General features: G+C 36.6%; 10 protein-coding genes and 2 pseudogenes. 10 read left to right on the top strand and 2 right to left on the bottom strand.

The features are described from left to right. The first annotated feature begins 1985 nt into the window (after positions 1–1985). Positions 1986–2942 carry a tRNA dihydrouridine synthase gene (locus ACQKMR_RS27120; RefSeq protein ID WP_427700049.1) on the top strand — a complete coding sequence of 319 codons (957 nt, stop codon included), beginning with the start codon at positions 1986–1988 and terminating at the stop codon, positions 2940–2942. A 622-nt stretch (positions 2943–3564) separates the two neighbouring features. On the opposite strand, the gene ACQKMR_RS27115 is transcribed toward ACQKMR_RS27120, so the two are convergent. Then, entirely contained in the window at positions 3565–4755 is a 1191-nt protein-coding gene (locus ACQKMR_RS27115; protein WP_427700048.1) for an MFS transporter, read from the bottom strand. A gap of 298 nt (positions 4756–5053) precedes the next feature. Between ACQKMR_RS27115 and ACQKMR_RS27110 the strand changes: the two genes are divergently transcribed. From ACQKMR_RS27110 to ACQKMR_RS27095, 4 genes are all read left to right on the top strand, one after another. Then, positions 5054–5281: a hypothetical protein gene (locus ACQKMR_RS27110; protein WP_427700047.1), complete on the top strand. Its 228-nt coding sequence runs from the start codon at positions 5054–5056 to the stop codon at positions 5279–5281. Positions 5282–6033: 752 nt separating this feature from the next. Continuing rightward, positions 6034–7398 carry a sigma-54 interaction domain-containing protein gene (locus ACQKMR_RS27105; RefSeq protein WP_427700046.1) on the top strand — a complete coding sequence of 455 codons (1365 nt, stop codon included), beginning with the start codon at positions 6034–6036 and terminating at the stop codon, positions 7396–7398. Positions 7399–7501: 103 nt separating this feature from the next. Beyond that, positions 7502–8488, top strand: a complete 987-nt coding sequence (speB, locus tag ACQKMR_RS27100; protein ID WP_427700045.1) for an agmatinase — start codon at positions 7502–7504, stop codon at positions 8486–8488. A 131-nt stretch (positions 8489–8619) separates the two neighbouring features. Further along, a complete protein-coding gene (locus tag ACQKMR_RS27095) occupies positions 8620–10011 on the top strand; it encodes a purine-cytosine permease family protein (protein ID WP_427700044.1) in 1392 nt (463 codons plus the stop codon). A gap of 676 nt (positions 10012–10687) precedes the next feature. Here ACQKMR_RS27095 and ACQKMR_RS27090 read toward each other — a convergent pair. Further along, the gene (locus ACQKMR_RS27090; RefSeq protein ID WP_427700043.1) at positions 10688–12181 is read right to left on the bottom strand and encodes a multicopper oxidase family protein; all 1494 of its coding nucleotides are present in this window, start codon (positions 12179–12181) and stop codon (positions 10688–10690) included. Positions 12182–12341: 160 nt separating this feature from the next. Here ACQKMR_RS27090 and ACQKMR_RS27085 point away from each other — a divergent pair, with 160 nt between their 5' ends. The 5 genes and pseudogenes from ACQKMR_RS27085 (at position 12342) to ACQKMR_RS27065 (ending at position 13914) form a co-directional block, all read left to right on the top strand. Then, the gene (locus ACQKMR_RS27085; protein WP_427700042.1) at positions 12342–12488 is read left to right on the top strand and encodes a hypothetical protein; all 147 of its coding nucleotides are present in this window, start codon (positions 12342–12344) and stop codon (positions 12486–12488) included. After that, positions 12479–12770: pseudogene (locus tag ACQKMR_RS27080) on the top strand (MATE family efflux transporter). Before ACQKMR_RS27085 ends, ACQKMR_RS27080 begins: the two are co-directional and overlap by 10 nt. A 342-nt stretch (positions 12771–13112) precedes the next feature. Then, the gene (locus ACQKMR_RS27075; protein WP_427700041.1) at positions 13113–13571 is read left to right on the top strand and encodes a putative iron-sulfur cluster-binding metallochaperone; all 459 of its coding nucleotides are present in this window, start codon (positions 13113–13115) and stop codon (positions 13569–13571) included. A 35-nt stretch (positions 13572–13606) separates the two neighbouring features. Then, positions 13607–13696, top strand: a pseudogene (locus tag ACQKMR_RS27070) (YnfA family protein); the annotation flags it as partial. Between the two features lie 23 nt (positions 13697–13719). Next, positions 13720–13914, top strand: a complete 195-nt coding sequence (locus ACQKMR_RS27065) for an SMI1/KNR4 family protein (protein WP_427700040.1) — start codon at positions 13720–13722, stop codon at positions 13912–13914. The last annotated feature ends 425 nt before the right edge of the window (positions 13915–14339 follow it).

Here is a 14339-nt window from a genome sequence, read left to right as displayed (position 1 = left end):
GGTTTTCTTGCATATATAATTTCCTTTCTTTAAAGTGGTTTCCCACAACTTAATTTTATTTCTCTCTCTAAATAAGGATACCCATCCAAATCCAAATTAATCATTAAGGAAGTCTGCGCTGATTCTCCCACAGGGTTTCCATAATCTTGACGATTCCAAAAAATATGGTGACATGTGATTCTTTGCTTATCATTTACCAACCTTAAGGTTGGACCATTTCAGTTTGTTCAGAAAATGCTAAGTTTTCTTTAAAGGAACTCATCTCCTTTTTGGAAGTAGTCATTGTTACAAAGCAATTTCCATCTCTTATTTTCATTTGAGATGAAGATATCAAAGAAGCAGCTTGTATCACAAAAGAAAAGCTAAAAGAACTGAGGTAGAAATTTCAAAGGAAAAGACGAAAGTCATCAACTTTCAAAAGGATAACTTAGATTTTCTGGGATTTACTTGTCATCACTGGAGAGAAGGAAGCGGTTTTTCATGTAACGCCAAAGAAATAATCCATAAAGGATTTTCGACTGAAGATTAAGAAACGAGGAAAACGTTCACTCTAAGTATAGATGAGTGGATAGACCGAGTGAATCCAATCATAAGAGGCAAGATCAATTACTATGTGACAGTGGTTGAAGCCATAAAAGCAAATATAGAATTAGGAAGTCCCGACCATTGTCAAACAAGATGGGTTCGAAGAACACTGTCTGACATAGTTGGATATATATAAGGAAGAGATTAAGGGTGGTCTTTATCAATAAACATCCGTCACAAAGGAAAGAGATAAAGATGCGTAGTTAATGGCACAACTCGTTCTTCTTGAAGATTCAATTGATTCCTTTCTTACTGGCTTTACTTAAATAAAGTCTATGGATACACAAAAGAGCAATAGCTAAATGAGATGATAGTAAAAAAGAGAGCATACAACACCTGGACCATATAGGAAATGGCTTCGTGAACAAGGATATGAGATTAAACCTAAATCTACTATAAGAGACGTTGAGTCAGAAAATCTAAATATGCAAAATGCTTTAGAATAAAGAAGAGAGGGTCATTACACTCCATCAAATTTCGCGGATGGTGAGTGGGGTCGCAGGGAGCAACCCACATGGATAGGGCAGACCGTGAGTTGCAACCCAAGCGAGTTGACCATTTACCAAGATACAGAGTTTTCCTTACGAGGAAGGCTTTTATTCATTCTTTTTGAAGACATTCGAAGGTGTATAAAAAGTTGATCGGGAGTAATAACAACGAATTGTTTTTTCGCCAGGTCTAATTTAGATATGACATCTTACCGTTTGTTTATTGTCTCTACTTACTTCAGCTACATAAACATCTGGAATGCAAGAAAACAATCAACTACTGACCTCTACGCTGTCAGCGTGGGGAGTGTAATTTCCGATAGCATACTAAAATGTCTAAAATGGCTTTAAATCAAGGTTTTCGATGCGTGTGTAAGTTTTAGGATGAACTATCATTTCCGTCAGTTTTCTATAGTTTGTAACCAAAATGTTACCAGAGTGCGACCAATATTTTAGTATGGAAATTAGCTTTTTGTTTGGGAATCAATAGGATTGTGAGATGTGATAGTATGCCAAATTAGGTTTATCGCAAGAGATTTTTCTGTAGGAGTAATAGTTGAACGGACACTCCCTATTACCTCCGACAAAAATTAAAATGCTGAAGTGACGGTATAAGACAGAATGTTTCCACAGTCGAGTCATTGTGAAGCTGACGCGTGGTTGGAGTTGGTATAATAGAAAAGCAGTTGATATAGAAAAAATCTATATCATCTGCTTTTTTGAGATTTTCGTTAAAATAAACAATGCCGATTTTCACAATAGTTTTTCACAAATTATAAATGTCAAATGTACTTTTGTTTGATAATAAGTTATTAAGCATGATATAAGTGTAAAAGAAGTGGAACATTTGGCTTTATGTTTTTTGACCGAGAGTTTGAAGTTGTATCCATAGTGAGAGGATTTGAGTTTGAAATGATAGATAATTTTTGGCGTGATTTACCACGACCATTTTTTGTACTTGCACCAATGGAAGATGTGACAGATGTTGTTTTTCGTCACGTAGTAAGTGAAGCCGGTCGACCGGATGTATTTTTCACAGAGTTTACAAACTCGGATAGCTATTGTCATCCAGAGGGCATGAAAAGTGTGCGTGGCCGTTTGATTTTTACAGAAGATGAACAGCCAATGGTGGCACATATTTGGGGGGATAATCCCGAATATTTCCGTCAAATGAGTATTGGCATGGCAGAGCTAGGATTTAAAGGCATCGATATTAATATGGGCTGCCCTGTACCGAATGTGGCATCGAGAGGGAAAGGTAGTGGCCTTATTCTGCGTCCAGACGTTGCGGCAGAACTTATTCAAGCAGCAAAAGCGGGCGGACTGCCTGTCAGCGTGAAAACACGACTTGGCTATAACGATGTAAATGAGGAGTGGCTAACGCATATTTTAAAACAGGATATTGCGAACCTTTCAATTCATTTACGTACAAGAAAGGAAATGAGCCAAGTAGATGCGCATTGGGAGCTAATTCCGGAAATCAAAAAATTACGTGACCATATCGCACCAAATACGCTACTAACAATCAATGGAGACATTCCTGACCGTCAAACTGGGCTGCAGCTTGCTGAACAATATGGTATTGATGGCGTTATGATCGGGCGAGGTATTTTTAAAAATCCTTTTGCTTTTGAAAAAGAGCCAAAAGAGCATAGCAGTAAAGAATACCTTGATCTTTTAAGACTGCAGCTTGATCTTCAAGATCAATATGCGGAAGCACTGCCACGTTCAATCACAGGGCTTCATCGCTTTTTCAAAATTTATGTCAAAGGATTCCGTGGAGCTGGTGAATTAAGAAATCAATTGATGAACACGAAATCAACAGATGAAGTGCGTGCATTGCTTGATAACTTTGGAAAAGAATGTTGATGGGACGGGGACAGTGAAATGATGTAACTCTCAAAAAGTTAGAGAAAAAATGAATCACATCAACTCATGTGTACTTATTTTATTCAGTTTCAAGTTCCTTTGCAGCCGGCAACTTTTGTTTTGATAAAGTCTGTTTTCTGAAAGAAAAAGGTCTTAAGAATGTAATAAACCCACCAGCACCCTTGTGTTGCCACATACACTCTGCACATGAGGAATGCTATATGTTTCTAGCGAATGTTTTTTCCACTCGAACCGTAAACTTGCTGCAAAATTAAAGAAATAAAGTATAGAAAATTATTAGGATTCTATCTCAATTATAGGATTTTTTTGGATTAACTAGGTGGAACCGTACCAAAGAACAAAAATTCGATTCTTAGATCAATATTCCTTTAATCAGAAACATTGTTCTTGATAAGTTCTTTTGCAATTGTCCGCTTGAATTTTAGAGGTAAGCACCTAGTCCTATTTTTAAAAGAAGTATCAAAGAACTACTAATGTTCTTGATACTTCTTTCTTTCATTTTATTTGAAGGGTTAACTGTAATCCCTTTTATTAGGATATGGAAAGATTTTAGTTCTATTGAGGTACCCTAGGAAGCATACAAGGCGTTCTTAGGTTTCTCTTATGCTGCTTTCTTTTGTTTTTGGTCTAAGCGATGACTTAGGAAAGTTAGAAGACTTGCTAAGATAGCAACCAGACCACCGACCCATGTCACACTCATTAAATTTCCCTGATGGTAAACAATTCCGCCTAAAGCTGAACCAAAGGCAATACCGACATTGCTTGCTACTGGCATCAGTGAAGCAGCTAGTCCTGTAGCTTTTGGTTGATAAATACCGGCAAGGTCTATCAAATAAAGCTGGGTAGATGTTGTTAAGAGGATGGCCATTAATGACATCAAGCCAATGTTAACCAATCCCAAGATAAAATTATTTGTCGTCCAATATAAACTGATCAGAACGATTGCTTGCACGAGGAAAACAAACCGGAGTCGCCCGATAGCATTATAGCTGGCAATTTTGCCAGCGAGTATGTTGCTGAAAATGGAAATAAAACCGTAGCCAAACAAGATCAAACTGATTGAACTACTTGGTGCTTCCATTCCTTTCAGGATCGGAACGAGATACGTATAAACGGCATACGTTGCTCCAAATCCAAGAGATGGAATGAAAAAGGCCATTAAGATTCGTGGGTGTGTTAACAAAGAAAATTGATCACGCATTGAACTGCGAATTGGACTGTGCATAGTAGGTAAAATGAAAAAAGATGCCAAAAACGCAATTCCACCGAGAAAAGTAGTTAACAGGAAGGTTGCATTCCAGTCGTACCATTCAGCGATGACAGTGCCTATTGGTACTCCAATCACGTTTGCAAGAGTAAAACCACCGAAAACGAATGATATAGCAAGTCCACGTTTAGAAATCGGCATGGTTTCACTTGCAACAATCATGGCAAGGGAAATTAAAACCCCTGTTACAATCGCAGTCAACATCCGAAGTGCAAGGAGCATGATGTAGCTCGTCGAAATCACGCACAAAGCATTCAGGATGATGAACGAACCTATCAAAAACAACATCCATTTACGCTTCGGAAAATGGCTTGTTGCCGACATCACGAGTGGTGTGGCAATGGCAAACGTAATCGCAAACGCAGAAACGAGAGTGCCTGCTTTTGCATTTGTGATATGGAGGCTCGAGGAAATATCCGTTAAGATCCCGATGATAACAAATTCGCTTGTCCCGAGAACAAATGTTAATAAAGTAAGTGTTAAGATGAGTAACCAATGTCGCTTGGATAATTCTGTGGCGTGCATAAATACCTCTTTTCTTAGATGAATGTAAATGTGTCACAGGGTAGATAAACAATTTAACTATCATACCACAAAACATTTTTACGAGGAAAACCCTTGCTTAGTTATCGTTGATTATTTCTTGCTAAAAAGCTTGTACCTGAATCATTCACTAATTTTACCGTAACCTGTTTTGTTATAAAACAAAAAAAGAATCCAAAACGGATTAATAGGGAAAAGCATAAGAGTAACAAGATGATAAAAATATAATACTCTAATATCAGGAAGAAAACATAAATCAAACAAAAAGGATGGGATCCTGATGGTTGATGAAAATAAGCAAAAAAACAAACGGGAACAATGGAAAAAGATAGTTATGGATAATCTGAAGAGGGAAGCTGTCGAAAATATCATAGCAAGAACGGGAGACCTAGCAAGATTAAATGCTAAAGTCAATAATACTTACACTGTATACATCAAGGATGGAAGGATGATAAAGCAACCTACAAATGGGAAGTGTGTTGTCATTAATGGAAAAATCCAAGCTTAAAATTTGTGAAGGAATAGAGAATACACATTATAGAAGTCGAAGGTATATAGCGGTTGGACCACAGTAATTGGTGCAAGGCCATAACAAAGTTCATAGTGCTAACGTGCATGGTAAGCTTACTGGAACCAAGATAGTGTAATAGATCGCGGGGTCCTGAAGTGTGCGACCGAGCAGATCGAACTAGAAACCCACATACAGGAGGAGAAATACAAATTGCTGCTTCAAAGGAAAAGAGGCAGTTATATAAAATTAATAGTTGTATAGCGTAAAAAAAAATACTCTGGGGATGAGATATTCTCCAGAGTATTTTTTTCTTTAAGTAAAGTTAGGTCTAAATTAGTAATGTTTCAATTCATTGAAGGTTGGTATAACCGAAAAAGAATTCACAGCGGCTTGGGCTATCTAACTCAAATCCAATACGCTCTATCTATTTGTTCATTTATCAAGGTTTCATGTATTAATTTGATCAAACTTTGTTTCAAAGCTACATCCGCCCCCATCCGACACAATCTCAGAAGTCCCACACTCTGCTGGCGGATCTTAACACCCCCCTTACGATGCAGACACGCCGAAGCCCATTAAAAAAAGGTTTTCCATTAATAAAAGACCGACTTTATTGCTTTGAAATGTAGGGAATTATCTGATGTAACCTATTATTAATGCTTATTTAATTTTTGTGCTAGTATAAGAATAGATTTAATTATCAGTCAATTATGAATAATGGATAATCAGTAATGACTAGGAGGTAAACCATGGATTTAAGAGAAGACGTTTCTATACTTTTAAAACATATTTTGGAACATTCTTTTGATGAAATCTTTATTGCTGACGAATTGGGTAATATATTATACACCAGCCAAACCACCGAAAAAATGTTTGGAATTCCATTTAAACCAAAAATGAATCAAAATATCTTTGACCTCGAAAAAAATGGCGTGTTTTCTCCCTCCGTCATTGCGAATGTATTGAGAAGCGCAAGAAAAGAAACCCTTATTCAAGAAACTATACATAATAGGAAAACTATCATCTCTGGCTATCCTATCTATGATGACAAAGGAATTTTGATTGGAGCACTTAGTTTCTCAAGGGACATAACAGAATTTGAATACTTAAAAAATGAAAACGAACAGGTTGCAAAAGCTGTGCAGTTATACAAAAAAGAAATTGAAAAATTAAAAAAACAAGCTATTAACACATTTTTTCCTAATAATGAAAAAATGGGAAAAGTGCTTGATGTCATTTCAAAAGTAACAGATTTGGATGTAACTGTTTTGTTAGTTGGCGAGTCGGGGGTCGGTAAAAACCGAATCGCACGAATGATTCATGAAATGTCCAAAAGAAGCATTCACCCTTTTATTGAAGTAAACTGTGGTGCCATACCGGAATCATTAATTGAGTCTGAATTATTCGGATACGAAGAAGGAGCTTTTACAGGTGCAAAAAAGGGTGGAAAACAAGGGTATTTTGAAGCTGCGGGGGAAGGGACGTTAATCTTAGATGAAATTGGAGAGCTCCCAATGAACCTTCAAGTGAAATTATTGTCTGTTTTACAAAACAAATCATTGATGAGAATAGGCGGGAATAAATCTGTTCAGCTTTCTTGCAGAATAATTTGTGCCACGAATCAAAATTTAGAAGAACTTGTAAATGCAAAGCAGTTCAGGGAAGATCTTTATTATCGTATAAATATTGTTAAAATTATAATCCCTCCTCTTAGGGAGAGAAGGGACGAAATCATATCCTTGATTTTCGATATAACGAAAGAAATGAATAAGAAATATGACATGAATAAACGGTTTACACCAGCCATGCTTGCCTGGCTCGGTCAACAAGAATGGAAGGGTAATATTAGAGAGTTGCGTAATTTTATTGAAAAAGCAGTTATCACCTCGGGCGAAGATGAGATTGACCTCGAGATCGATGGTAAAGATTTTGAACAATTTTCAGAAAAGAGAATGAAAGAAACCACTTTGCAAAAGTATATGGAATCTATCGAAAAGGAGTTTATTATGCGCATGTATCAAAAATACCCAAGTAGTATTAAGCTTGCAGAAAAATTAAATATAAGCCAGTCGACAGCAAATAGAAAGATACAAAAGTATATAGAAGAGCGCTAGTCACTTTTGACTATATCCTCTCATAAATACTGACTTTTCAAAATGGCATGGAAATTGCTTTTCTTTTATTGAGTGTAATAACATTTTGAAGGAGGCAATTAACATGTCTAATAGAAAAGAAAAAGATTTTCTTAATCTTCCCTTTACAGGAATCTGTACGTTTGGAAAATACCCGATTTGTACTGACCTCAATCAACTTGATGCAGATGTAGCTGTCATTGGTGTTCCAAATGATATGGGTACACAATGGAAATCAGGAGCGAGAATGGGGCCGCGTGGAATACGTGAAGGATCTACATTATATAGCTTCGGATTAGACGGTGCCTATGATATCGAAAAAGATATTATGTATTTAGGTCCCGATTGGAAAGTTGTTGATTGTGGTGATGTGGATATGGTACATGGAGATTTACTGCAGTGTATGGAGAATACAGAAGAAGCAATAAAAAAAATCGTTTCAAAAGGGGCGATGCCGGTTATTTTAGGTGGCGATCACTCTATTACGATTCCAGTAGGAAAGGGATTAGCTGAAGCGGGACCTTTCCATGTTATTCAAATAGATGCTCATTTGGATTGGGCAGATCATCGCTCAGGGCAACGGTATGGTCATGGAAGCTGCATACGTCGATTGTCTGAAATGGATCATGTGGATAAGATTTTTCAGTTTGGTATTCGAGGAATCAGTAGCAGCAAAAAGGAAGATGTCGATGCTGCAAGAGAATATGGAAGTGTTATATTATCACCGCGTCAAATGAGAAAAATGGGAATAGAAAGCGTTTTAGAACAAATTCCAGCCGGGGAACGCTATTTCATTACCATTGATATTGATGGTTTGGATCCTTCGATAGCTCCTGCAACGGGAACCCCTTCTCCAGGCGGTCTCATTTATGATGAAGTAAATGAATTACTCGAAGGGATTGCGAAAAGGGGGCAGGTCATTGGGTTTGATATGGTCGAAGTAGCACCTCCATATGACCATGCGGGTATGACTGGACAAGTAGCAGCAAGGCTTACTTTAGACTTAATGAGTTTTATTTTAAAAGAAAGAGAAATAGTGAGTGCTATTAAAACAGAAAAAATTTCCTTATGACTTAGAAAATATGTCATTGGTTTATTTGGCTCTTAGATTTACATAGAAAACGACTTTCTATGTAAATCTTTTCAATCGATTCGACGGACGTATCACAGGGAACTTACAAAAAAAGAACCGGAGGGGTGTCTATGAAAGTAGAGACAAGGAGCATTGAGTATATTCCCGAAAATGAACGTCATGGGAAAGCAAGAGGGCTATTCCCAGTTTGGTTTGGTGCCCAAATGCATTTGACCACTCTAGTTACAGGAGCCTTATGCATTAGTTTTGGATTAAATCTTTTCTGGAGTGTAATGGCAATTATTACAGGAAATTTACTTGGAGCCATTTTTATGGCCTCGCACTCCGCGCAAGGACCAAAACTTGGTATTCCACAAATGATACAAAGCCGGGCGCAATTTGGTGTTATTGGTGCTGTGGTTCCCTTAATACTTGTCATATTTATGTACTTAGGATTCTTTGCGAGCAGCGGTTTGCTAGGTGCTCAAGTCTTGAGCAACTCATTATCAATTGATTTGACATGGAGTATTATTATTATGAATGGCATCACTTTCATCGTTACGATGATAGGTCATGACTTAATTCATAAAATGCAGAAATATTTATCATGGTTCTTTTTTATCATATTCTTAGCTGCTACAATAGTCGTCTTCAATTTGCCAATACCAGCAGAAAGCTGGTCTCCGGCTGGATTTGAATTTTCAACTTTCATGTTATGCGTTAGTATTGTAGCTACCTGGCAGCTCTCATTTGCTCCGTATGTTGCAGACTACTCGAGGTATTTACCGATTGACACCCCTCCAGCTAAAACATTCTGGTATACGTACACAGGATCAGTCATAGGAACCGTGTGGATGATGCTATTAGGAGTCCTTTTAGCTGTTGCCATTCCTGGTTACCTTGAAAACTCCGGTACTTATTTGTCTCAATTGCTTGGTAATCGATTTGTGTTTATTATGCTTCTGGCCATTTTTTTAGGCCAACTCTCTATCAACGTGTTTAATTTGTACGGTTCTTTCATGTCAACAGTATCAACCATTGAGCCTTTTACAAAATTAAAGGTATCTCCAAAAGTAAGAATGTTTTTTGTCTTAGGTATCACTATAATTGGAACTTTATTAACCATAATCGGAAAAGGGAATTTCTTGGAGTATTTCACTAACTTTATTTTGTTGATCAGTTACTTTTTAATCCCCTGGACGGCCATAAATCTGGTTGATTATTATGTACTTCGAAGGGGAGAGTACAATATTAAGGACATGTTTGATTTAAACGGGCAGTATGGAAAGGTAAATTGGATTACAACCTTTTCATTTTTAATATCCATCATTGTTGAAATACCTTTTATCAATACATCTATCTATGTCGGCCCGATTGCCCAATCTTTAGGGGGTGCTGATCTTGCATGGATTGTAGGGCTGATTGTTCCATCTTTTCTCTACTATGTAATGATGAAAAGAAAATTATATCATTCACCAAAAGTATCACTCAGTGAGAGCGAAACAACAAATCTTCTTAGGTAATACAGTGGAGTTAGTATAGTTTCATGGACACATTTTAGTTAAGTCCTACTTCATTAAGGGAGTTGTTTCGGCAGCTCTTTTTCTTATGGAGCTAAAGGGGAAGGATAGTTTAATAAGAAAGTGCGTATTTTAGGGACCAATTCATTTTAATTTGGTCCTTTCTATTGGATGTGCCGTTACGAATAAGCCAGTAAATGAATCAAATGTAGCTTAAATAAATTGAAAGTAAGCATGTAATTCATGACTTTGTTATATTTTTTGTAATTTTGTGTTTGACGAATTGAAGATTTGGCTCGGAGGAAAAATCTGGGTAAGGAGAACCCTCATCTTCAAATATGCACTAGGTTCGAAGAACTGAACGTGCGTCGCCGTTAGTCCGAGGCAGCTCCGTGACGGATGGAATGAAATGTGGTAGCCAACCCACGCATATCAGTTTGTATACCACCGTCAGCATTTTTGCCTTCGTGCCAAGCCTTTAAGGTTTTCCTTTTCAACATTTAGTATTGTATCCATTTCTGAATGAAACCCCATTTAAAACCATTGGGTGTGGTGGGTTGACAGTTTCGTTCATATCAGTTAAAGATAAGCTTATCATTTATAAAAAATCTCCAACTCGAATGATCAACTCAATTCAACTTGGAGATTAATCTATATTTAATTAGAGGGGTTTGCTTAATTAAATAACTTCAACTTGACCCATCATACCATTTTCTTCATGTTCAAGAATATGACAGTGGAACATATAGACACCTTTATTATTGAATTTCACTGCCAATTTTACTGTTTGTCCAGCTTCAACTCCAATGGAATCCTTCCATCCTTGTTGACTTATTGGTGGTTCTTTTCCATCGATTGAAACAATTTTGAATTGTGTACCATGAATATGGAATGGATGAGTCATACCACCCATCTTATCAGGCTTGTTATAGATTTCCCAAATTTCTGTTTCACCTTGTTTTTGTGTGAAATCAATACGGTTCATATCAAATTGTTTTCCATTAATATATACCATTTTTCCCATACCGAATAGTTCCAGTTTTTTCGTAACAGGTAGATTTTTTTCCTCTTCTGTAACAACATAATCATTTAATGTTTCCGGAATCTCAATTGAGTTTGTTTTTTGTCCTTCGATTTTGAATGGTAATAAAATTGTATCCTCTTCATTTACAAGAGCAATGTCACTTTCTGCATTATATTTTGAAAAATCTACAATAATTTCTGCTCTTTCACCTGGGGCTAATGTAATTTCATTCATCTCATTTGGTTCATTCACCAAACCACCATCCGTTGCAATTTGTTGGAATGAATCTCCTGTATTTAATTTAAAAGTATAGTTACGCGCATTTGAGCCGTTCAATAAACGTAAACGAACTTTTTCTTTCCCAACGGTAAGTTTTGGATTCAGCGTACCATTAATTAATAATTTATCTCCAATTGTACCATCTTCATTAAGAACAGCTTGGTAATCGAATTGTTTTTTCTCAGTAAATTGTCTATCTTGGAATACTACTGGAAAATCGTTTACCCCATATTCATCGGGTAACCCAAGTTTTTTAGAATTTTCATCTTCTACATAAATGAAACCTGCTAAACCTTTATATGCTTGTTCTGCAGTGGCACCTACTGGATGTGGATGGAACCATAATGTCGCAGCACCTTGATTTACTGTAAATTCAACATCTTTAGCTTCACCAGGTTGTATTACTTGATGTGGTCCACCATCGCCTTCTCCAGGTATCTCGACTCCATGCCAGTGAAACGTTGTTGGTTCCGACATCTCATTCCCTGTTCTAAATGTTACTTTTTCACCTTTATTTATACGAATAACCGGTCCTAAGAATGAACCATTATATCCTAATGTTTCTGTTTGAACTCCTTTAAATATTTCAGTTGTTCCTTGTTGAGCAGTAATATCAACAATTCCATCCTTTGGTTCAACTAATGGCGGAAGTGCAAGTTCATTTTCTCCAGTAGAGTTATTTAATGCTAATTGATTTGTATGGCTTGCATCGCCATTTTCCATATCCATACCTTTCATATTAGCCATATCTTCTTCGGTCATGTTGGAATTGTCCATTGCATTTCTATCAGAATCTGAACCACTCGCACTACAGCCGCCAATGATGGCTGAACTTACTAATAATGTAAAAATCCATAATTTCGATTTCATCTTACTTCCTCCCTCTGTTTATTACAAAAAAACTATAACAAAAAAATATGGAGAAATTATGGAATTAATAAAAGTAAATTAATTTTGTGAATTTGGAGAATTGTTGATGAAAAATTAAAAAAGCGTTAGATAACTTTATTCGATAAAGGGACTGAGATAAATGGAGGAAGTTGAGATACAGGAAAATAAAACAACCAAACAAAAGTTTTCGACAATTGTTACTTTAGCTGTGCCAGCGATGATTGAAAATATTTTACAAACTGTAGTCGGATTCGTCGATACCCTTTTGTTTCAAAATTGGGGTTAAACGAAGTAACGGCCGTTGGTGTCGCTAATGCAGTTTTGGCTGTTTATATAGCTATTTTTATGGCATTGGGGGTAGGAACTTCTTCTCTGATTGCAAGAAGTATCGGAGCAGGGGATATTCTTATCCCCTTGGTTTGCTACTTGGTTTACAACAGATAAGAATGCTATTGATATGGTCGTTACTGCTTTACGAATTGATGCTTTTGCACAACCGGCGTTAGCTGTAGGGTTAGTGTTGGCTGGTGCCTTACAAGGGGCTGAAGATACCAAAAGTCCAATGTAAGTACTGCAATTGGTATGTGGGTTATTCGAGTTATTGGAGTTTATATATTGGGAATTCATTTATGGATGGGGATAGCAGGAGTTTGGCTCTCCATTGCCATAGATTTATATGTACGAGCCGTATACTTCTTGTTGTACAGATTTAAAAACAATTCAAAAATTAGCAATAAAAGAAAAACTGTCCTGGAATAGACTTATCTGTGTTGTTCACTAATGGGAGCAATAGTTCTTTAAAGAGCTGTGACGATCAGCTCTTATTCTTATGCAACAAACGGGGCAAGTTAGTTGAAGTAGGAATGTTATAATTTTTATATTAGGACAATTGAAAGGGAGGGCATTGAATATGTCTGATTGTTGTTCAAAAGAACAAATTTCCGAAAATAGTGGTTCTGATTTGTGTCCGTCTTGTAATGTAAAAGGGAAAAACGTAAAAATAATTACGTTAAAATCAATGCTAAAACCATCAGTATTAGACTCTATGAATGCAGGTTTAACTCATTATTTTTGTTCAACGAAAGATTGTGATGTTGTCTATTTTGATATAGGTAAAAAAACGTATCTAACGTCAGAAATTAAGGTTTCTGTTCATCAAAAAGATAAATCCTCTATTGTACCTGTTTGCTATTGTTTTGGTTGGACAAAAGAGAAAATCAAGGAATATATAAAACAAGAAATTAGCCCTAAACCTATTGAACACATTCGTAAAAATATAAAAGAAAATCGATGTGGGTGCGAGGTAAACAATCCTCAAGGAAGTTGTTGTTTGGGGAATGTTACGAACTATATAAAAAGCCTTTCTTAGCAAAAAAAGTGTGTAGAGTAACATTTAGAGGGTGATTGTCTTTTTTTACAGTAATATTGATTTTTTTGTTAGCTGGCTTAGCTGAAATTGGTGGAGGATACCTTATATGGCTTTGGTTAAGGGAATATGAAGGGATGGTACGTATTAAATGAATGATGTAATCGATTTAATTGACACAAGAAAACCTGGAGTTACAGATTTAGATATAAAATCAGTAGAAGAACAAATAGGAGTTGGTTTTCCCAAACAATACAAAGAGCTTTTTAAACTATCAAACAATGCTCAGGTTGATGAATGGACTCTGTTTCCTATTAAAGACGCCAAAAACTTAAAGAAAACCTGAGATGATATTGTAAGACAAAATCAAGATGTGAGAGATGAAGGCATGGCTGATGACCTAATATCTATTGGTGAAGATGGTACAGGGACAAATTATGTTTTCGGATTGTTGATACGGTAATGGATGGTAAAATTTATATTTGGTATCACGAAACCGAAGAATTAGCCTCTAACTTAAAAGAATTTATTGTGTCGAATTCTGAATTTGAAGATGAGATTGATGAGGATGAATAAATAATAAGCTAATCTTGTTGAACTAACGGGTGCCTTAGCTGAAGATCAGAGCTGTCTTTAAGGCAGCTTTTTCGTGCGCCGGGCATGGGTGCAATCTAAAGGGTGTGAGTCCCGAACCATGAAGGCAGTAGTAATGGTTAGCTTAATGCAAGGGTGTCCATGGTGACGTGGAATCTGAAGGAAGCAAGCGGCAAA

This window comes from Peribacillus sp. NPDC096540, from assembly GCF_050278525.1.
GTDB lineage: Bacteria > Bacillota > Bacilli > Bacillales > DSM-1321 > Peribacillus.
The sequence above is the reverse complement of the archived record's forward strand: the minus strand, read 5'-3'. Positions and strand labels throughout refer to the sequence as shown.